The following is a 17,884-nucleotide window of genomic DNA, read 5'->3' on the forward strand; positions in this document are numbered from 1 at the left end:
GTCCCATGCAGTCCGTCCGTGCCGCCGCCACCGGCGTCGCCGTCGCCGTGGCGATCGGGATCGTCGCCACCTCCGTCGGCCGGGTCGTCCCGGTGGTCGGCGGCCCCGTCCCCGCCGTCCTGATCGGTGCTGTGGTGGGGTGGCTCGTCCGGCGTCGCACCGGTGGCACGCTCGCGGTGCTGGCACCCGGGGTCAAGTTCTCGTCGAGCCGGGTCCTGCAGTTCGCGGTGGTCCTGCTCGGGGCGCAGCTGTCCATCGGCGAGGTCCTGCGCATCGGCGGTGAGACCCTGCCGGTGATGCTCGCGACGCTCGTCGTCTGCCTGGTGGCCGCGTGGGGGATCGGCCGACTCCTCCGGGTCTCGGGAGCACTCCGCACCCTGATCGGCGTCGGCACCGGGATCTGCGGCGCCTCGGCGATCGCCGCCGTGACACCCGTCATCGGCGCGGTCAGTGCGGACGTCACCTACGCGATGTCGACGATCTTCCTCTGCAACATCGCCGCGGTCTTCGCCTTCCCGCTGCTCGGACATGCCCTCGGCCTCAGCCAGCACGCCTTCGGCGTCTTCGCGGGCACCGCCGTGAACGACACGTCGTCCGTCGTCGCCACGGCGACCGTCTACGGCCGCCATGCGACCGACACCGCGGTCGTCGTGAAGCTGGTGCGCACCCTGATGATCATCCCGATCGTCATCGGGCTGGCCGGACTGGAGGCCCGCCGCGCCTCCCGCGAGCAGCTCGCCCCCGCCTCGGGGCCGGGTCGCGGGTTCCGTGTGTTCCGGTTGGTGCCGTGGTTCCTGATCGGGTTCCTCGTGGTGGTGCTGCTCCGGACGGTCGGGGTCCTGCCCGCGTCCGTGGCGCCGGGGTTCGCGACGGCCGCCTCGTTCCTCATCACGGTGGCGCTCGCCGCGATCGGCTGCTCGACGGACTTCGCGGCGCTCCGCCGTGCGGGCTTCCGGCCGATGCTGCTCGGCATCGCGCTCTGGGTCCTGGTGGCGGGGACGAGTCTCGGCATGCAGGCGGCCTTCGGGCTGCTGTAGGGGCTTGCCGGACTCCGCCCTATCGTTTATCGTTACATCGACAATCGATGGTATCGATGATCGACAGGGGAAGAAGCCATGACCACACCCGTCTACGAACCGCCCCGCGGGCGGAACTCCTACCTGGCCTACGTCGTCGCGTGCGCGATCGGCATCGCGATCGTGGTGTGGCGGTACGTCGACCTGCTGGTGCGCTCGATCACCTCGGGCACGGTGGCGGTACCGATCCGGATGCGGGAGACGAGCGACGTCCCGCAGCCTCCCGGTGGTGCGACGGTGACCTCCGACCAGCTCGTGCTCCGGGCGCCGATCGCCGACGTGCCGGGTGGCGCGATCGGGTACATCCGCGTCGGCGACGCCCTCGAGGTCGTGCTCGTCTGCGCCCTCATCGCCCTGGTCGCGGCGGTGGCCTGGAAGATCTCGCGCGGCGGGCTCTTCGACCGCTCGACCACACGGATCCTCGACTGGCTCGCCGGAGCGGTGCTGGTCGCCGGGTTCCTGCCGTCGTTCGTCCGGCGGATGGGGTGGAACTGGGTCGTGTCCGGGCTCGGTTGGGACGGGTACCTGCCCGCCCCGCTGGTCGAGCACCAGTTCCTGCCGGTGTACCTCGGCCTGCTCGTCGTGGTCTGCTTCCGGTTCGCGCTCACCGCCTCGCAGCGGATGGTCCGCGACCAGGCGGGACTGGTCTGATGCCGCCGGAGCAGGAGGACGGCCACGCGGTCGTCTGTCACCTCGACGACCTGCTGGCTGCGCGGGGGATGACCCTCACGGAGCTCGCCGACCGGGTCGGTGTGACCGTGGTCAACCTGTCGGTGCTCAAGAACAACCGGGCTCGGGCCATCCGGTTCTCGACCCTCACACGACTGTGCGAGGTGCTCGGCTGCCAGCCGGGCGACGTCTTCTCGGTGCGCGCGGACTGACGACGGGAGGCCCGCCCGACGTGAGCGGGTCTGCTCACGCGGGACGGGCCTCCCGTCTGGGTCTGCCGGGTCTGCGGCGTCAGCCGCGCAGCGCCTCCGACAGCTTCACGCGACTGCCGGTGCGGAGCAGGGCGTTCTCGTAGACGCGAGCGCCGATGACCACGACCGCGACGACCGACGCGGCGACGATGACGAGCGACAGGATCGGCTCCCACCACTCGGCGGTCCCCAGGAAGATCCGCATGGGCATGCCGATCGGGGCGCTGAACGGCACGTACGACATGATGCCGAGGATCGTCGGGTTGTCGTACGCCACGATGATCAGGAAGTACGGGATCATCACGAGCATCATCACCGGGGTGGTGACGCTGCCGACGTCCTCTTGACGCGAGACGAGCACGGCCGCGGCGGCGAACAGTGACGCGAGGAGCACGAACCCGATCGCGAAGAAGCCGATGAACCACAGGATGCTCGGGCCGAGCATCGCGAACATGTTGTCCTGGCCGGTCACCGCCAACGTGACGATGGCGGCGACGGCCACCGCGACGATCTGGGCGAAGGCCATGATGCTGTTGCCGAGGACCTTGCCGGCGAGCAGCGCCCTGGCCGGGATCGCGGACATCAGGATCTCGACCACCCGCGTCGACTTCTCCTCGACGACGCTCTGCGCGATCGACTGGCCGAAGGTCACCGCCGACGCGAAGTACACGACGCCGAACGCGATGGCGATGAGGTAGACGAGGCCACCCGGCAGTGCGTCCGGGTCGAGCAGCTCGATGCGCGGGGTGACGCTCAACGCCGAGACGACCTCGGACGGGGCCTCGTCGAGCCCGACGACCTTGTAGCCGAGCGGGTCGTCCGACGGCACGATCGCCGCGTCGACGTCGCCCTTCGTCACGAGCCGTTCGGCGTCGTCGACCGATGCCGACTTCGTGACGTCGAGCCCACTGGTGGTCGGCAGCGAGACGCCGTCGACGACCGCGACCGGGGTGGTGTCATCCGCGGTGGCCTTGCTCACGAGCCCGCCGACGACGATCGACGCGACGACCATGCCGATCAGGATGAGCGCCGAGACCACGAAGGCCTTGCTGCGGATGCGCGCCTGGATCTCGCGTGCGGAGACGAGCCGCACGGCCTGCACGAAGGAGTTGTTCATCGGACGACCTCCCGGAAGACCTCGCTGAGCCGCGGCACCCGCGGCGAGAACGACCCGACCGTGCCGTGCTGGACGGCACGCTGCAGGACGCGCTGGGCGGTGGCCGCATCGGCCTCGAAGACCGCGTAGCCGCCGTCGAACTCCCGCACGGCGACTCCCGGCTCGTCGCGGAGCCAGGCGACGTCCCCGTCGACCAGCAGCTCCCAGGCGGCGGGGCCGGCCTGCTTGCGGAGTTCCTCCTGCGGACCGGCGGCGCGGATCGTGCCGCCGGCGATGACGACGACGTCGTCGCAGAGCCGCTCGACCACGTCGAGCTGGTGGCTCGAGAACAGCACCGGGACGCCCCGGGCCGCGGTCTCGCGCAGGACGCCGAGCACCGTGTCGACGGCCATCGGGTCGAGGCCCGAGAACGGCTCGTCGAGCACGAGCACCTCGGGGTCGTGTGCCAGCGCCGCTGCGATCTGCACGCGCTGCTGGTTGCCGAGCGAGAGCTTCTCGACGGGGTCTCCGGCGTGCGCGGTGAGTTCGAGGCGTTCGAGCAGCTCACCGGTCCGGCTCGTCGCGGCGCGCTTGTCGACGCCGTGCAGCCGGGCCAGGTAGGTGACCTGCTCGGCCACCGGCATCTTCGGGTACAGGCCGCGTTCCTCGGGCATGTAGCCGAAGCGGCGGCGGTCGGCGGGACGCACCGCGGCGCCGTCGATCGAGACCGTGCCGGCATCGGCCTGGAGCACGCCGAGCATGATGCGCATGGTGGTGGTCTTGCCGGCACCGTTGCCGCCGACGAACCCGGTGAGGCGGCCGCTGCCGACCGTGAACCCCACGTCGTCGAGCACCCGGCGGTCACCGAAGTGCTTGGTCACCCCTTCGATGGTGAGCATGTCGTTCCCCTTCGTCGCGACGCTGGTCGTCGCTGCGTCCGACGCTATTGGCCGGGAGGCATGGCCCACCTCCGCCGTCAGGCGGGACTTGGGTGGGTGGTCGGCTCCACCGCGTGGGGGAGGAGCGCGCGTCGGCTCGGTGGGCACGGCGCGCGCTGGGTGCGAGTCGGCACGGTGCGCGCTTGTTCGGCTGGTGCGGGTTTGGTTGCTCGGTGCGTCGTGCTGGCGGAGCACGGTGCAGTCAAGGCCGCACGGGTTGAGTGACCCTGCACGGTGCGGGCTGGGTGCGGGTCAGCACGGCGCGGGCTTGTTCGGCTCGTGCCGGTTCGACCCTGCTCGGTCAGCCGGCGACGCCGTGCTCGAACGCCCAGACGACGGCCTGGATCCGGTCGCGCAGTGCGAGTTTCTGCAGCACGTTCGACACGTGGGTCTTCACGGTGGCGTCGCCGACGTAGAGCTCGGCGGCGATCTCCGCGTTGCTCAGGCCTCGGGCGAGGAGTCGCAGCACCTCGGTCTCCCGCTCGGTGAGCCCGGCGGCGGCGAGCGCGTCCTCGCCCGTCGTCGAAGGTGTCGCGGTCGTGGTGGTCGCCGAGGGCTGGGCCGCAGCGGACGCCGTCGCCCGGCTGATCACCCGGCGTGTGACGTCCGGCGCGAGCAGGGCGTCCCCGGCTGCGACGGTCCGGACCGCGTCGATCAGCCGCTCGGGGGAGGCGTTCTTCAGCAGGAACCCGCTCGCTCCCGCCTCGAGCGCCTGGAACAGCGCATCGTCGCTGTCGAACGTCGTGAGGATGAGCACCGCCGGCGGGTCCGGCAGCGCCGCGATCCGCCGTGCGGCCTCGAGCCCGTCGACGCCGGGCATCTGCACGTCGAGGCAGACCACGTCCGGGTGGAGTTCCTGCACGGCCTCGACGGCACGCGCTCCGTCCGAGGCCTCGCCGACCACCCGGAACCCGGGCTCGGACTCGAGGATCACGCGGAAGCCTGCGCGGACGAGCTCCTGGTCGTCGGCCAGCACGATCGTCAGGTCGGTCGTTCCGTTCACGTCGTCGGCAGCCATGCCCGCACCAGGTAGCCTCCCCGGGCTCGTGGCCCGATCTCGATCCGTCCGTCCACGGCGGCGACGCGTTCCCGCATCCCGACGTGTCCGAGTCCGCTGCCGGAGGTGCTCCGGGCCGCACGGGCACCGAGCCCGTCGTCCGTGACCTCCACCTCGACGCCGTCGTCCAGGTACCGCAGCCGGACGTCGGCGCGGGCGGTCGGGCCGGCGTGCTTGAGGATGTTCGTCACCGCTTCCTGCACGATCCGGTACGCCACCGCGGCCACCGTCGGCGGCACCGGGCGCTCGTCGCCGACGACCACGTACTCGGCGGGGTGACCGGCGACCCGGGCGGACTCGGCGAGCTCACCGATCCGGGTGATCCCCTCGGTGCTCGGGGCGTCGGCGCCACTGGCCGTTCCGCGGCCGTCCGCATCGTCGTCGGAGCGCAGGGTACCGAGCATCCGCCGGAGCTCCTCCACCGCGGTGCGGGCGCTCTCCTCGACCACCCCGAGCGACGCGGCGGCCTGCGCCGGGTCGCGGTCGATCACCCGACGTGCGGCACCGGCCTGCACGCCCATCAGCGACACGTGGTGGGCGACGACGTCGTGCAGCTCGCGGGCGATCCGCACCCGCTCGATGGTGACGGCCTGTGCGGCCGACCGCTCCCGCTCGGTGGCGAGTTCGGCGGTGCGTTCGGCGAGCTCGTGTCGTGCGACCGCGGAGGCCCAGGCCCGGTTGCCGGCGTACCAGGCGGCACCGAAGTAGATCACGTTGATGAAGATGTTCAGCAGCGAGATCGCGACGTACGGGGCGACGGGCGAGTCCGTGTCGTTCGGCAGCGCGTTCGGTGACGCCCACCCGAACGAGATCGCGACGAACAACCAGGCGAACATGCTGCCGATGACGACCCAACGCACCGCCTCGGCCCGGACCCGGTCGGAGCACCACGCCCCCACCGTGTACAGCGCGATGAACAGGGTGAAGTTGACGAGGAAGACCTCGGGGACCTGGAGCAGCTGCGTGGCGGCGAAGGCTGCCGCCGACACCAGTGCCACCGCCATCGGGAAGCGTCGGCGGAACGCGATCGGGGCCGCGTTCGCGACGATCATCAGCGCGGAGACCCACCAGGCGGCCTGGTCGTCACCGTACGTACCGGCCGACCCGTACAGGAAGGTCGTGACGGCGAGTCCACCGGCCAGCACCACGGCGAGCACCGTGTCCTGCCGGTACTCGTGCCGCCCCACCGGCAGTCGCGACCACTCCGCCGTCGTCCCCACTCGCGAAACGCTAGCGGAATCCCCGTGCGATGTCGCCACCACGCTGTACTGCTCGGCGTCCGCTCGCTTCACGGTGGGGCGGTCACTCGGCGGGCTCGGCGATCGCTCGGATGGCGGCGAAGTGCCGCTCGAACGCATCTCGTCCTGCGTCGGTGAGGGCGAGCCAGCTCCTCGTGCTCCGCCCCACGCGGAGTCTGCGGACGCGGAGGAAACCCGCCTCTCTCAGAGTCGTCGCTGCTTGGGACAGCGTTGAGTCGCTGACCTCGAGTGCGTCCCGGACGACACCGAACTCCGCTTCGTCCACCGTCCTGAGCAGGGCGAGCAGTGAGAACCGCACCGGCGAGTGGATCCGGTCGTCGAGTTCGTGCCGAGGGTGGGAGCCGCTCGTCATCGACGCCGCGGCCGAGCCTGCACCGCGGCCACGAAGAGTGGCGCTGCGACGACGAGCGAGGCCACTCCCCACGCCAGCACCGACGTCGACCCGTCGAGTCCTCGGAGCAGCGCGGCATCGAGCGGAGCGACGGCGAGGACGAACAGGACACCGGTTGCGACCCAGGCGACGGTCATCAGTCGGTTGCCTCCGCGGGGGACGACCCGCCGGGTACTCGCGACGAGCCACAGCGTGATGACGACGGCCGCGGCGATCGCGAGGACCGGCAGCCGCGGGGCATCCAGCCCCTCGACCACGAACACGAAGGACGCGACCACGGCGGCGCTGCAGAGGAACACCGGTGTCTGCCAACCGCGCCCGTGCCTGAGGCGAGTCCCGGCGTCAGCTCCTCGAGCGGAAGTGTTCATGTTCAAAGATGGTAAACGTGAAACTGTCGCACCCGCGGATGTCCCAGCGGAACAGCAGCTTCGCGGCGAACGCGTCCGTCGATGCGCGGCAGGAGTAGCCTCCCGCCAACGAGCAGGGGAGACGCCATGCAGTTCCTCGTCAACGTCATCGACGACGGCCAGGCCGCCGCCGTCGGCAACACGTACTCCGCGACCGACGCGGAAGCCGCCGCGGTCGATGCCTTCAACCAACGGATGGCCGACGCGATCGTGTTCGCCGCCGGGGTCTCCGCACCCGCTGACGCCACCGTGGTCGACGCCCGCGAGGGCGCGGCCGCTACGACGGCCGACACGACGACCCGGCCCGCCACGACCGTGCCCGCCACCAACTCCGACGAGTACGTCGCCGGGTTCTGGGTCATGGACCTCCCGGATGCCGAGACGGCGGCACGGGTGGCGCACCAGGCGTCGCAGGCGTGCAACCGGAAGATCGAGCTCCGCCCGCTGCTCTGACGGCACGGACCCCACCCGGCCGGCGGACCACCGCGGGGACGGCGCTCGCAGCGGTCACGACCGCCCCGACCACGAACGTCCCGACGAACCCGATCGCACCGACGAGCGCCCCGGCCCCCGCAGCGCCGACGGCCTGTCCGAGCACGAGTGCGACGAACAGCATCGACGTGCCCGCCGACGACCGCTCGGCATCGATCTCGGTCGTCCACGCGATCAGCGCCCCGGTCGCCGCCGTGTAGCCCCAGCCGAACACAGCACACGCCAGCAGCGCCGCGACCGTCGACTGTGGCGCTGCCCCGAGCACGGCGACGGCGACGGCGACCGAACCCGCCGTGACCGCCCAGAGCGTCCGGGCGCGCAACCCGTTCGTCCAACGCGCGGTGACCACGACGGCCGCACCACCGATCCCGAGCGCGATCCAGGCCGACACCGAGACGACGACCGACGCGCCGGCCTCCGCCAGCGCCGAACGTCCGTAGGTCCAGACGACAGCGGACCCCGCTCCGAACAGGAGCGCCAGCACGAGGACCCCTCGGTGCGCCGCGAACCACGGGGCGCCGGGCAGCGGTGACCGGGACGCGGCAGTCCCGCCGCGGGACACCACGAGCAGCAACGCTCCGACGGCCAGGGCGAACACCCCGGACACCGCCCAGGCCGTCCGCCAGTCGGGCAGCAGCACGAGTGCGAGCACGCCGGCGCCCACGAGCCCCGGGCCGGTGCCGGCGTTCACGATCGCCTGCGCGCGGCCCTGCAGCCCCTGGGGCACCTGCGCCGCGACGATCCGCACGAGGGCGGGCGACGCGAGTCCGGCGCCCGCCGACGCGACCACGGCGCTGACACCGAACGCCGGCGACCCGCCGGCCGTCGCCATGGCGATCGCGCCGGCCCCCGCCACCAGGGTCGCGACCGAGACGAGCACGCGGGGCGTCCGTGCGGCGAGCAGGAACCCGGCCACCGCACCGACGCAGTACAGCGCCGAGGCACCCGATGAGACCCACCCGGCGGCATCGGACCGCAGCCCCAGGTCCCGCTGCACGTCGGGCAGGAACAGCCCGTACGCCAGGCGCACCAGGCCGTAGGTGGCGGCGATCAGGCCGAGTCCGCTCACCAGGAGCAGTCGATGTCGTAACGAAAACGATCGTTTCACTTTTCAGAGCCTAGGGTGCTCTCATGGTGATGCGCCCAGGGACCGAGCAACGGCTGCTCGACGCCGCCGAGGAGCTCTTCTTCTCGCAGGGCATCGCCGCCACCCCGATCGACGCCGTCCTCGAACGGGCCGGGGTCTCGACAGCCACGCTGTACCGCGGCTACGCGAGCAAGGAGTCGCTCGTCGCCGCGGCCCTCACCCGTCGCCACGATGACTGGATCGCCACCTGGGATCGTGCGGTCGCCGCCGAACACGACGACCTGGGCCGACTCCTGGCGGTGTTCGACGCCCTCGACGACTACCGCTCGACGCCCACGGGCTCCCGCTGGTGCGCCTTCCTCGGCACCGCCGCCGAGTACGCGGACGCCCCCGCCGAGGTCCGGCAGGTCCTGGACCTCGAGACCACCACGTTGCGCCGTCGGCTCGTGGCGCGGGCGGCGCCGGTGGTCGGTCCCCGTGCCGAGGCCCTCGCCGACCAGCTGCTCCTCATCGTCTCCGGTTCCCTCGCGATGCGGTTGCGCGACCCCGCGCTCGACACGACGACGGCACGGTCCGTCGCCGCGTCCCTCATCCGGGAACACACCCCAGACGGAACGGCGCCCACCACATGACCCGATCGCGGGCTTCCACGATCACCCGCCGTTCCCTGCTGATCGGTGGCACGGGCGTCGTCGCAGCGGGAGCCGTGGCCGAGGCGATCAACCTCGGCCTGCTGCCCGGACGCTCGACCCTGTACCGGGTCCTCGGTCTGGACGGCACCGACGGCACGGTCCCCGACGTCGAGCCGGTCCCCACCGCCTCCGGCACCTTCGTCTCGACCGCGCGGAACGGTCGCACCGTCGGCTGGACGATCGCGGCGCCGGCGTCCGACACCCCCTTGCCGGTGGCGGTCGCCCTGCACGGCTACGGCGACGACCACACGTCGTTCTTCGGGCGGAGCCTGGGCTACGACCGGTTCCTCGCGGCGCACGTCGCCGACGGCGGAGCACCGTTCGCGATCGCCTCGATCGACGGCGGCAACCGCTACTGGCACCGGCGTGCCGACGGCGACGACCCCGCCGCGATGGTCGTCGACGAGTTCCTGCCCCTGATCGCCCGCCGCGGATTCGACACGGACCGCCTCGCCCTGACCGGCTACTCGATGGGTGGCTTCGGCGCGCTCCGGCTCGGCGGGGTCCTCGGTGCCTCGCGCGTCCGGGCCGTCTCGGTCATCAGCCCCGCGCTCTGGACGTCGGCCGCCGACACCGCTCGCGGCGCCTTCGACGATGCTGCCGACTTCCGGGCGAACACCGTCCTCGGGCGGCAGCGCGCCCTGGACGGTGTCGCCGTCCGCGTCGACTGCGGCAACGGTGACGGGTTCGCGCCCGCGGTGCACACCTACGTCGACGGCTTCGACACGCCTCCGGCCGGAGGCTTCGCACCCGGCGCCCACACGCACGGCTACTGGCGCCGCCTGGCGCCCCAGCAGCTCGCCTTCCTCGGCCGCCACCTGGGCCGCTGACCCGACCCGCGCCCGAGACGCGCGTCGAGGCGGACGGGAGGCCCGTGGCGGCCCCGCACCGCGCCTCCAGGCCGTCGAGCGGTCACCGCAACGGCCCGTGCCGCGTGACCAGGAGCGCTCAGGCGCGACCGCGGTTGCGGCGCCGGATCTCCTTCGGAGCCCGCCCGGCCATGAAGGACCGCGCAGGATCGACGAGGAAGCCCTGGCGCAGTGCCTCACGCCCGACGAGCATCCGGAAGCCCATCTGGTCCCGGTTGCTCAGCGTCACCTCGGACTCGATGACCCGCCCGGCGAGCGCGATCTGCGTCAGCACCACGATGCGCTCCTGGGTGTGCCCGGTCGAGCTGCGGACGATGCGGCGGTCGTGCACGTCGCACTCGATGGTGGAGGCGTCGGCATCGGTGTCCTGCCAGGGGTGCAGCGAGAACCGGACCCGCTCGCCGGGCAGTTCCTCGAGGTCGAAGGCGTGCAACGCGGAGCTCCGTGCGCCGGTGTCGAGCTTCACCTTGATCCACGGCACGCCGAGGTCCGGCAGTCCCGCCCACTCCCGCCACCCGGCGACGACGAGCCCGCTGTCGGAGGACTTCGGAGCTCGGGCCATGTGCCCATCCTGTCGCATGCTCCGTGGCCACGTCCGCATGCTTTGATGGAGCGTCGCCGTCGATCCGACCCAGCGGAGAACCCCTCGATGAAACTCGCCATCCTGTCGCGCGCGCCCCAGGCGTACTCGACCCAGCGCCTCCGCGCAGCGGCACTCGACCGCGGTCACGAGGTCAAGGTGCTCAACACCCTGCGCTTCGCGATCGACCTGTCCGGCGACGACCCGGACCTGCTCTACCGCGGCAAGCTGCTGAGCGACTACGACGCCGTGCTGCCGCGCATCGGCAACTCGATCACCTACTACGGCACCGCCGTCGTGCGGCAGTTCGAGCAGATGGACGTCTACACGCCGAACACGGCGAACGGCATCACGAACTCGCGCGACAAGCTCCGGGCGAACCAGATCCTGTCGCGGCACGACATCGGCATGCCGGCGACGACCTTCGTGGCCGGCCGCAACGACGTGCGCGGGGCGATCGAACGGGTCGGTGGCGCGCCCGTCGTCATCAAGCTCCTCGAGGGCACGCAGGGCATCGGTGTGATCCTGGCACCCGAGGCGAAGGTGGCCGAGTCGATCGTCGAGACCCTGCACTCCACCAAGCAGAACGTCCTGATCCAGCGGTTCATCGCCGAGAGCCGCGGTCGTGACATCCGGGCCCTCGTCGTCGGTGACCGGGTCGTGGCGGCGATGCGCCGGACCGCGTCGGGTGACGAGTTCCGCTCGAACGTGCACCGCGGCGGCACCGTCGAGAAGGTCACGCTCTCGCCCGAGTACGAGGCGGTGGCCGTGCGCTCGGCGCAGATCATGGGCCTCAAGGTCGCCGGCGTCGACATGCTCGAGGGCAACGACGGGCCGCTCGTGATGGAGGTCAACTCCTCGCCAGGACTCGAGGGCGTCGAGCGCGCCACCGGCCTCGACATCGCCGGTGCGATCGTCGACTTCATCGCGAACCAGGTGGCGTTCCCCGAGATCGACGTCCGCCAGCGGCTGTCCGTCTCGACCGGCTACGGCGTCGCCGAGCTCCTCGTGCACACGAACGCCGACCTGGTCGGCAAGACGATCAAGGAGTCCGGGCTCTGGGACCGCGACATCACGGTCCTCACGCTGCACCGCGGCTCGAACGTCATCCCGAACCCGCGCAGTGGCGTCGCCCTGGAGCCGGGGGACCGTCTGCTCTGCTTCGGCAAGCTCGAGGAGATGCGGTCGATGATCCCGGAGCGCCGCAAGCGGCGCGCGAAGGTGCGGAAGCTGCCGAAGGACGTCTGATCCGGAGCCGTCCAGCGCATCCGGATCGCGCACACAGGCCAGATGCGGAAGTATGTGTCGGTGACGATCATGACGGAACGGCCGGTCGACCAGGCATCGAGCAGTGAACCGGAGCAGCCCGGCAACGCCACGGCGAAGCACCGGAACGTCTCACTGCTCTCCGTGGCGACCACCACGGCGGAGCGTGTGACGACCTCGGCCGACATCGAGGCCAAGCTGCGAGGGGTCCTCCGTCGACTCCGTCTGCCGATGGGTCTGCTGGAGCGTGTCGCCGGGGTCATCGAGCGCCGCAACTGGGGCGAGGGGCAGACCTTCCAGGACGCCGCCATCGATGCCGGCCGCCGTGCCATGGCCGAGGCGGGGGTCCGTCCGGACGAGATCGGGCTCCTGATCAACACCTCGGTGACCCGTCCGCACCTCGAGCCGTCGGTGGCCGTCCGACTGCACCACGGGCTCGGGCTGCCGTCGTCCGCCATCAACTTCGACATCGCGAACGCCTGCCTGGGGTTCGTCAACGCCATGAGCGTCGCCGCGGGCATGATCGACTCCGGGCAGATCAAGTACGCGCTCGTCGTCGACGGCGAGGACGCCGACCAGGTGCAGCTCAACACCATCGACCGCCTGAACCAGGGCGGCCGGAACCGCAAGGACTTCATGAGCGAGTTCGCCAGCCTGACCCTCGGGTCCGGTGCTGCGGCGGCCGTGCTCGGCCCGGCGGACCTGCACCCCGAAGGACACCGGATCGTCGGCGGCGTCACCCGCGCGGCGACCCAGTGGTACGACCTGTGCGTCGGCAGCGTCGACGGGATGTTCACGGACGCGAAGATGCTGCTCAAGGGTGGCATGGAGCTCGTCGTCGCCGCCTGGACCGAGGCCCGCGCCCACTTCGACTGGGCGAACATGGACCGCTACGTGCTGCACCAGGTGTCCGACGTGCACACCAACGCCTTCGTCGAGGCCATCGGCATCCCACGTGACAAGGTCCCCACCACCTACCAGCGCTTCGGCAACGTCGGTCCCGCATCGATCCCGATCACCCTGGCCGACGAGGTCGCGTCGGGCGGGATCCGTCGCGGCGACCGTGTGTTCCTCGGTGGCGTCGGCTCCGGCATCAACACGGCGATGATGGAACTCCACTGGTGAGGTCCCGGCTGCCCCGCGTCGCCGCGAGCACGGCTCCGGCGACGCGGCCGCCCTCCCTGCCCGACCTCGACCCGGCCTGGTCGCGTCTGGTCACGGTCCCCGCGTGGTCTGCAGATCGCAGGGGAGGAACGGATCGCGCCGCGCGCACCTGGCACCTCCTCGACACGGCCGGCTCCCTGGCCGCGCTCGGCGTGGAACCGGTGGGCACGATCCTCTGCGTGCACGGCAACCCGACCTGGTCGTACCTGTGGCGGTCGGTGCTCCGTACCTCGCTCGAGGTCGCCCAGGCCGGCGGCCCGGCCTGGCGCGTGGTCGCCGTCGACCAGCTCGACATGGGGTTCTCGGAGCGCACCGGTGTCGAGCGGGGACTGGCGCAGCGCGTCGCGGACCTCGGCGCCCTGACCGACGAACTCGGGCTGGCCGGACCGGTCGTCACCCTCGGCCACGACTGGGGCGGTGTGGTGTCGCTCGGCTGGGCGGTCGACCACCCGGACGTCCTGGTCGCCGCGATGACGTGCAACACCGCCGTGCACCAGCCCGACGACGCCCCGATCCCGGCGCCACTGCGCCTCGCACTGGGCCCGGGGATGCTCGGCCGCGCGACGGTCGTGACACCGGCGTTCCTCGAGACCACCCTCGCCATCGCGCACCCGAAGCTCGACCGGGCCACAGCCGACGGCTACCGTGCGCCCTACCGCGGTGCCGCCCGACGCGGTGGCATCGGCGGGTTCGTCGCGGACATCCCCGTCGACGCCCGGCACCGGAGCGCCCCCGAACTCGACCGCATCGCCGCCGGGGTCGCCGCGCTCGACGTGCCGGTGCTCCTGCTCTGGGGTCCGCGCGACCCGGTGTTCCTCGAGCGCTACCTGGACGACCTGAACGAACGCGTGCCGCACGCCGACGTCCACCGGTTCGAGGGCGCCGGGCACCTGCTGCCGGATGACGCCGACGTGGCGGGCGCGGTGTTCGACTGGCTCGGTGACCGCCTGCCGGACGGTGGCCGTCCTGCCCAGGCCCCCACGGGCCTCCAGTCCGACGCCGTGGACCCGGGCCAGTCCGCACAGGCGACCCCGCCGCTCTGGGCGCGGCTCGACGAACTGCGCGAGAGCGACGAACCCGCGCTGGTCGAGATGGCCGCCGCCGGTGGCCCCCGCACGATCACGTGGCGGCTGCTCGCCCGACGGGTCGACGAGATCGCCGCAGGACTCGACGACCTGGGCGTCCGGAGCGGCGACCGTGTCTCGCTCCTGGTGACCCCCGGTGCCGACCTGACCGCCGTCCTGTACGCCTGCGTGCGGATCGGGGCGGTCGTCGTCGTCGCGGACGCCGGACTCGGACTCGGCGGCCTGACCCGGGCCGTCCGCGGAGCCCGACCGGACTGGATCATCGGCGCGTTGCCCGGGCTCGGTGCCGCGCGTGCCCTCGGCTGGCCGGGGCGACGCATCGCGACGGTCTCGTTGCCCGCGCCGGCCCGGAAGGCGCTGCGCGTGGAGCACACGCTCGTCGACGTCGCCCGCCGTGGCGCCCGCCGTCTCGCCCACGGCACCGCGCTGCCGGCGGCCCCGTCGCCGGACGCACCCGCTGCCGTGCTCTTCACCTCGGGATCGACCGGGCCGGCGAAGGGCGTCGTGTACACGCACGGCCAGCTCAGTGCCGTCCGGGACGCCCTGGCCACCCAGTACGACGTCGGTGTCGGCACCGGCCTCGTCGCCGGGTTCGCGCCGTTCGCGCTGCTCGGCCCGGCCCTCGGGGCACGGTCGGTCGCGCCCGACATGGACGTCACCGCGCCGCGCACCCTGACGGCGAAGGCGGTCGCGGCCTCGGTCGCCGCGGCTGACGCCACCGTGGTGTTCCTGTCGCCGGCGGCCCTGGCGAACGTCGTCGCGACCGCGTCGGAACTCACCGACGCCGACCGCCAGGCGCTGCGGGGCGTGCGGCTGTTCCTGTCGGCCGGGGCTCCCGTCTCGGCTGCGCTGCTGACCGCGGCGACCGAGCTGATGCCGAACGCCAGCGCGCACACCCCCTACGGCATGACCGAGGGGCTGCTCATGACGGACGTCGACCTTGACGGGGTCCGTGCCGCCGGCCGGTCCGATGACGAGGGGATCTGCGTCGGGGTGCCGGCAGCGAACGTCCGCGTCCGCATCGCACCGCTCGACGGTTCCGGGCGCTCGACCGGAGCCCTGACGGACGAGCCCGGGGTCACCGGCGAGATCGTCGTCGCGGCACCACACGTGCGCGACCACTACGACCGGCTCTGGCGCACCGACCGGGTCTCGCGCCTCGGTGTCGACGACCCGCGCGGACACCGCACCGGTGACGTCGGACACCTCGACGCCGCAGGTCGGGTCTGGGTCGAAGGGCGGCTGCAGCACGTGCTGACCACCCCGGACGGGGTCGTCACGCCGGTGGGGCCGGAGCAGCGGATCGAGGACGTCGACGGTGTCGGACGTGCCGGGGTCGCGGGCATCGGACCGATCGGCACCCAGCAGGTGGTGGCCGTCATCGAGACCGACCCCGCGGTGCGCCGGCCCGGGCTGGCGTCGCCGTCGCTCGCCGCAGCGGTCCGTGCCGCCGCCGGAGTGCCACTCGCCGCGGTGCTCGTCGTGCCCGTGCTGCCGACGGACATCCGGCACAACTCCAAGGTCGACCGCACCCGGCTGTCCCGCTGGGCGGCGTCCGTGCTCTCCGGCGGACGGATGGTCCGCCCGTGATCGGCGCGGAGGGCGCGTTCGGTGCGGAGGGCGCGATCTCACGCGCTCACCGACACTTCGCGGGCCGTCGGGCGCGTGAGGTGTCGGTGAGCACGAATCTCCGACCCGCCACGGTTCGAGACCGCGGACGGATGGTCCGCCCGTGAAGGTCCTGGTCACCGGCGCCAGCGGGTTCCTCGGGCAGGCCACCGCCGCCGCCGTGCGGGACGCCGGGCACGAGGTCCGGACGTTCCAGCGCCGTCCCTCCGGTGTGGCCGGGGTGCAGGACGTCGCCGGCTCGATGACCGACGACGCCGCGATCGCCCGCGCGGTCGACGGGGTCGAGGCCGTCGTGCACCTGGCTGCGAAGGTGTCACTCGCCGGGGACCCGGCCGACTTCGCCCGGATCAACATCGAGGGGACGCGCTCCCTGCTGCGCGTCGCCCGTGCCGCCGGGGTCGGGCGCTTCGTCTTCGTGTCGTCGCCGTCGGTCGCGCACACCGGGTCGTCGCTCGTGGGCGCCGGTGCCGGTCCAGCCGAACCGTCCCGCGCTCGTGGCGACTACGCCCGCACCAAGGCCGCGGCGGAACTGCTGGCACTCGAGGCCGACGCCCCGGACTTCGCCGTCGTGGCGGTCCGGCCGCACCTGGTGTGGGGCCCCGGTGACGCACAGCTCGTCGGACGGATCGTCGAGCGGGCCCGGGCCGGCCGGCTCCCGCTGCTCGACTCCGGTGCCGCACTCATCGACACGCTCTACGTCGACAACGCCGCGACGGCCATGGTCGCGGCGCTCGAACGCGTCACGGACGACGGTGTGCACGGCAACGCCTACGTCGTCACGAACGGTGAGCCACGGCCCGTCGCCGACCTGCTCGCGGGCATCTGCACGGCGTCGGGCGTCCGACCGCCGCGGTGGCACGTGCCGGCAGCGGTCGCCCGGGCCGCGGGCTCGGTGGTCGAGGCCGTCTGGCGCGTCCGGCCGGGCGAGGACGAGCCGCCGATGACCCGGTTCCTGGCCGAGCAGCTGTCGACGGCGCACTGGTTCGACCAGCGACGGACCCGGCGCGAACTGCGGTGGACCCCGTCGGTCTCGATCGACGAGGGGCTCGAACGGCTGCGCGCGGCGGGAGCCGGGCTCGGTTCCGGAGTTTCGCGCTGAGCGACAGTTCGCGGGCGCCTCGCCCCGAGGAGTGTCGCTGGGCCCGAAACTCGCCCGCGGACGAGCGAACGGCTGCGCGCGGTGGCTCAGGCTTCGTCGGCCGCCACGTAGACCCAGGCCGTCCAGCCCGAGGCCAGCGTGACCCGGATGCGCTGGTAGTCGGCGACCTCGTAGCGGTCGACCGCGCGGAGCTGCCACTCGTACCCGAGGGTCAGCGCCACGCCCTCGACGACGTCGTCCTGGCTGCCGCGGCGGAGGATCGGGTGCCGGTCGGAGCCGCTCGTCCGGATGACCTCCGGGTCGGTGATCGTCACCCAGTCGAGTCGCCAGCCGGGCAGCGAGGCCGGGGTGGTGGGGACGTGGTCGCCGAACAGCGACTCCTGCACGAGGGGCTGCTGCAGCGTGCCGTAGGAGAAGACCCGGTGCGTCTCGCCGGGGAGCGGGGTCGGGCGCTTCACGGGACGCGGGGCGATCGTCGGTGTCGAGGTCCAGACGAGCGCACCGGCCAGGCCGGTCAGGCCGAGGTGCAGCAGGCCGATGATGCCGATGACGCTGCCCCAGAGCACGCCCGAGGTGTCGCCGGGGCACGGGTACGTCATCCCCTCGTCCTCGAAGTCGACGCACTCGGCCCCGCCGTTGGTGATCCCGACCGCGATCGCGATGATGCCGACGACGAGACAGACGAGCGCGAACGCGCCGAGACCGATGACCCAGCGCTGGCCGGGGGAGAGACGCTTCACGTCGCGAGGCTAGCGGACGGGCAGTGGACCCCGGGAC

Annotated in this window: 19 protein-coding genes; 10 read left to right on the forward strand and 9 right to left on the reverse strand. The window is 72.4% G+C overall.

What is annotated here, in order from left to right; all coding sequences use genetic code 11:
- Nucleotides 1-5: 5 nt before the first annotated feature.
- The 3 genes from KK087_RS00455 (at nucleotide 6) to KK087_RS00465 (ending at nucleotide 1,957) form a co-directional block, all read left to right on the forward strand.
- Nucleotides 6-1,037, forward strand: coding sequence for a YeiH family protein (locus KK087_RS00455; protein ID WP_214563839.1), 1,032 nt, complete (start codon nucleotides 6-8; stop codon nucleotides 1,035-1,037).
- A 78-nt stretch (nucleotides 1,038-1,115) separates the two neighbouring features.
- Complete coding sequence (locus KK087_RS00460; protein WP_214563840.1) at nucleotides 1,116-1,727, forward strand: hypothetical protein; 612 nt, start codon at nucleotides 1,116-1,118, stop codon at nucleotides 1,725-1,727.
- The gene (locus KK087_RS00465) at nucleotides 1,727-1,957 is read left to right on the forward strand and encodes a helix-turn-helix domain-containing protein (RefSeq protein WP_214529945.1); all 231 of its coding nucleotides are present in this window, start codon (nucleotides 1,727-1,729) and stop codon (nucleotides 1,955-1,957) included. Before KK087_RS00460 ends, KK087_RS00465 begins: the two co-directional genes overlap by 1 nt.
- A 79-nt stretch (nucleotides 1,958-2,036) precedes the next feature.
- Here KK087_RS00465 and KK087_RS00470 read toward each other — a convergent pair whose 3' ends face one another.
- The 6 genes from KK087_RS00470 to KK087_RS00495 all read right to left on the reverse strand — a co-directional run bounded on the left by KK087_RS00470 (nucleotide 2,037) and on the right by KK087_RS00495 (nucleotide 7,036).
- A complete protein-coding gene (locus KK087_RS00470; RefSeq protein WP_214563841.1) occupies nucleotides 2,037-3,113 on the reverse strand; it encodes an ABC transporter permease in 1,077 nt (358 codons plus the stop codon).
- On the reverse strand, nucleotides 3,110-3,991 hold the full coding sequence (locus KK087_RS00475; protein ID WP_214563842.1) for an ABC transporter ATP-binding protein: 882 nt from the start codon (nucleotides 3,989-3,991) through the stop codon (nucleotides 3,110-3,112). The genes KK087_RS00470 and KK087_RS00475 overlap by 4 nt, the downstream gene beginning before the upstream one ends.
- A gap of 340 nt (nucleotides 3,992-4,331) precedes the next feature.
- Nucleotides 4,332-5,048, reverse strand: a complete 717-nt coding sequence (locus KK087_RS00480) for a response regulator (RefSeq protein WP_214563843.1) — start codon at nucleotides 5,046-5,048, stop codon at nucleotides 4,332-4,334.
- Nucleotides 5,030-6,307, reverse strand: a complete 1,278-nt coding sequence (locus KK087_RS17560) for a sensor histidine kinase (protein WP_307859898.1) — start codon at nucleotides 6,305-6,307, stop codon at nucleotides 5,030-5,032. Before KK087_RS17560 ends, KK087_RS00480 begins: the two co-directional genes overlap by 19 nt.
- A gap of 82 nt (nucleotides 6,308-6,389) precedes the next feature.
- On the reverse strand, nucleotides 6,390-6,698 hold the full coding sequence (locus KK087_RS00490) for a transcriptional regulator (RefSeq protein ID WP_214563844.1): 309 nt from the start codon (nucleotides 6,696-6,698) through the stop codon (nucleotides 6,390-6,392).
- Nucleotides 6,695-7,036 (reverse strand): hypothetical protein, encoded by a 342-nt coding sequence (locus KK087_RS00495; protein WP_214563845.1) that lies wholly within the window; start codon nucleotides 7,034-7,036, stop codon nucleotides 6,695-6,697. The genes KK087_RS00490 and KK087_RS00495 overlap by 4 nt, the downstream gene beginning before the upstream one ends.
- Before the next feature lie 195 nt (nucleotides 7,037-7,231).
- Here KK087_RS00495 and KK087_RS00500 point away from each other — a divergent pair, with 195 nt between their 5' ends.
- The gene (locus KK087_RS00500; RefSeq protein WP_214563846.1) at nucleotides 7,232-7,597 is read left to right on the forward strand and encodes a YciI family protein; all 366 of its coding nucleotides are present in this window, start codon (nucleotides 7,232-7,234) and stop codon (nucleotides 7,595-7,597) included.
- Here KK087_RS00500 and KK087_RS00505 read toward each other — a convergent pair.
- On the reverse strand, nucleotides 7,503-8,705 hold the full coding sequence (locus KK087_RS00505) for an MFS transporter (RefSeq protein ID WP_214563847.1): 1,203 nt from the start codon (nucleotides 8,703-8,705) through the stop codon (nucleotides 7,503-7,505). The two genes, KK087_RS00500 and KK087_RS00505, sit on opposite strands and share 95 nt — an antisense overlap.
- 62 nt (nucleotides 8,706-8,767) lie before the next feature.
- Here KK087_RS00505 and KK087_RS00510 point away from each other — a divergent pair, with 62 nt between their 5' ends.
- Together KK087_RS00510 and KK087_RS00515 are read left to right on the forward strand one after the other, a co-directional pair.
- The gene (locus tag KK087_RS00510) at nucleotides 8,768-9,355 is read left to right on the forward strand and encodes a TetR/AcrR family transcriptional regulator (protein WP_214563848.1); all 588 of its coding nucleotides are present in this window, start codon (nucleotides 8,768-8,770) and stop codon (nucleotides 9,353-9,355) included.
- Nucleotides 9,352-10,245 (forward strand): alpha/beta hydrolase, encoded by an 894-nt coding sequence (locus KK087_RS00515; protein ID WP_214563849.1) that lies wholly within the window; start codon nucleotides 9,352-9,354, stop codon nucleotides 10,243-10,245. The genes KK087_RS00510 and KK087_RS00515 overlap by 4 nt, the downstream gene beginning before the upstream one ends.
- 118 nt (nucleotides 10,246-10,363) lie before the next feature.
- On the opposite strand, the gene KK087_RS00520 is transcribed toward KK087_RS00515, so the two are convergent.
- Complete coding sequence (locus tag KK087_RS00520; RefSeq protein ID WP_214563850.1) at nucleotides 10,364-10,846, reverse strand: ATP-dependent zinc protease family protein; 483 nt, start codon at nucleotides 10,844-10,846, stop codon at nucleotides 10,364-10,366.
- Nucleotides 10,847-10,933: 87 nt separating this feature from the next.
- Between KK087_RS00520 and KK087_RS00525 the strand changes: the two genes are divergently transcribed.
- From KK087_RS00525 to KK087_RS00540, 4 genes are all read left to right on the forward strand, one after another.
- A complete protein-coding gene (locus KK087_RS00525; RefSeq protein ID WP_110861118.1) occupies nucleotides 10,934-12,112 on the forward strand; it encodes a RimK family alpha-L-glutamate ligase in 1,179 nt (392 codons plus the stop codon).
- A gap of 69 nt (nucleotides 12,113-12,181) precedes the next feature.
- Nucleotides 12,182-13,255 (forward strand): 3-oxoacyl-ACP synthase III, encoded by a 1,074-nt coding sequence (locus KK087_RS00530; RefSeq protein ID WP_182064995.1) that lies wholly within the window; start codon nucleotides 12,182-12,184, stop codon nucleotides 13,253-13,255.
- An 8-nt stretch (nucleotides 13,256-13,263) separates the two neighbouring features.
- The gene (locus KK087_RS00535; protein WP_214564024.1) at nucleotides 13,264-15,969 is read left to right on the forward strand and encodes an alpha/beta fold hydrolase; all 2,706 of its coding nucleotides are present in this window, start codon (nucleotides 13,264-13,266) and stop codon (nucleotides 15,967-15,969) included.
- A gap of 142 nt (nucleotides 15,970-16,111) precedes the next feature.
- On the forward strand, nucleotides 16,112-17,107 hold the full coding sequence (locus KK087_RS00540) for an NAD-dependent epimerase/dehydratase family protein (protein WP_214563851.1): 996 nt from the start codon (nucleotides 16,112-16,114) through the stop codon (nucleotides 17,105-17,107).
- Nucleotides 17,108-17,193: 86 nt separating this feature from the next.
- Here KK087_RS00540 and KK087_RS00545 read toward each other — a convergent pair whose 3' ends face one another.
- On the reverse strand, nucleotides 17,194-17,847 hold the full coding sequence (locus KK087_RS00545; protein ID WP_307858431.1) for a gamma-glutamylcyclotransferase family protein: 654 nt from the start codon (nucleotides 17,845-17,847) through the stop codon (nucleotides 17,194-17,196).
- Nucleotides 17,848-17,884 lie beyond the last annotated feature (37 nt).

This window comes from Curtobacterium aurantiacum (assembly GCF_018598555.1).
Classification (GTDB): domain Bacteria; phylum Actinomycetota; class Actinomycetes; order Actinomycetales; family Microbacteriaceae; genus Curtobacterium; species Curtobacterium aurantiacum.

Coding starts and splice junctions, on each gene's coding strand:
- KK087_RS00455 (WP_214563839.1), top strand. CDS start 6: ATGCAGTCCGTCCGTGCCGCCGCCACCGGCGTCGCCGTCGCCGTGGCG.
- KK087_RS00460 (WP_214563840.1), top strand. CDS start 1,116: ATGACCACACCCGTCTACGAACCGCCCCGCGGGCGGAACTCCTACCTG.
- KK087_RS00465 (WP_214529945.1), top strand. CDS start 1,727: ATGCCGCCGGAGCAGGAGGACGGCCACGCGGTCGTCTGTCACCTCGAC.
- KK087_RS00470 (WP_214563841.1), bottom strand. CDS start 3,113: ATGAACAACTCCTTCGTGCAGGCCGTGCGGCTCGTCTCCGCACGCGAG.
- KK087_RS00475 (WP_214563842.1), bottom strand. CDS start 3,991: ATGCTCACCATCGAAGGGGTGACCAAGCACTTCGGTGACCGCCGGGTG.
- KK087_RS00480 (WP_214563843.1), bottom strand. CDS start 5,048: ATGGCTGCCGACGACGTGAACGGAACGACCGACCTGACGATCGTGCTG.
- KK087_RS00490 (WP_214563844.1), bottom strand. CDS start 6,698: ATGACGAGCGGCTCCCACCCTCGGCACGAACTCGACGACCGGATCCAC.
- KK087_RS00500 (WP_214563846.1), top strand. CDS start 7,232: ATGCAGTTCCTCGTCAACGTCATCGACGACGGCCAGGCCGCCGCCGTC.
- KK087_RS00510 (WP_214563848.1), top strand. CDS start 8,768: ATGGTGATGCGCCCAGGGACCGAGCAACGGCTGCTCGACGCCGCCGAG.
- KK087_RS00515 (WP_214563849.1), top strand. CDS start 9,352: ATGACCCGATCGCGGGCTTCCACGATCACCCGCCGTTCCCTGCTGATC.
- KK087_RS00520 (WP_214563850.1), bottom strand. CDS start 10,846: ATGGCCCGAGCTCCGAAGTCCTCCGACAGCGGGCTCGTCGTCGCCGGG.
- KK087_RS00525 (WP_110861118.1), top strand. CDS start 10,934: ATGAAACTCGCCATCCTGTCGCGCGCGCCCCAGGCGTACTCGACCCAG.
- KK087_RS00530 (WP_182064995.1), top strand. CDS start 12,182: ATGACGGAACGGCCGGTCGACCAGGCATCGAGCAGTGAACCGGAGCAG.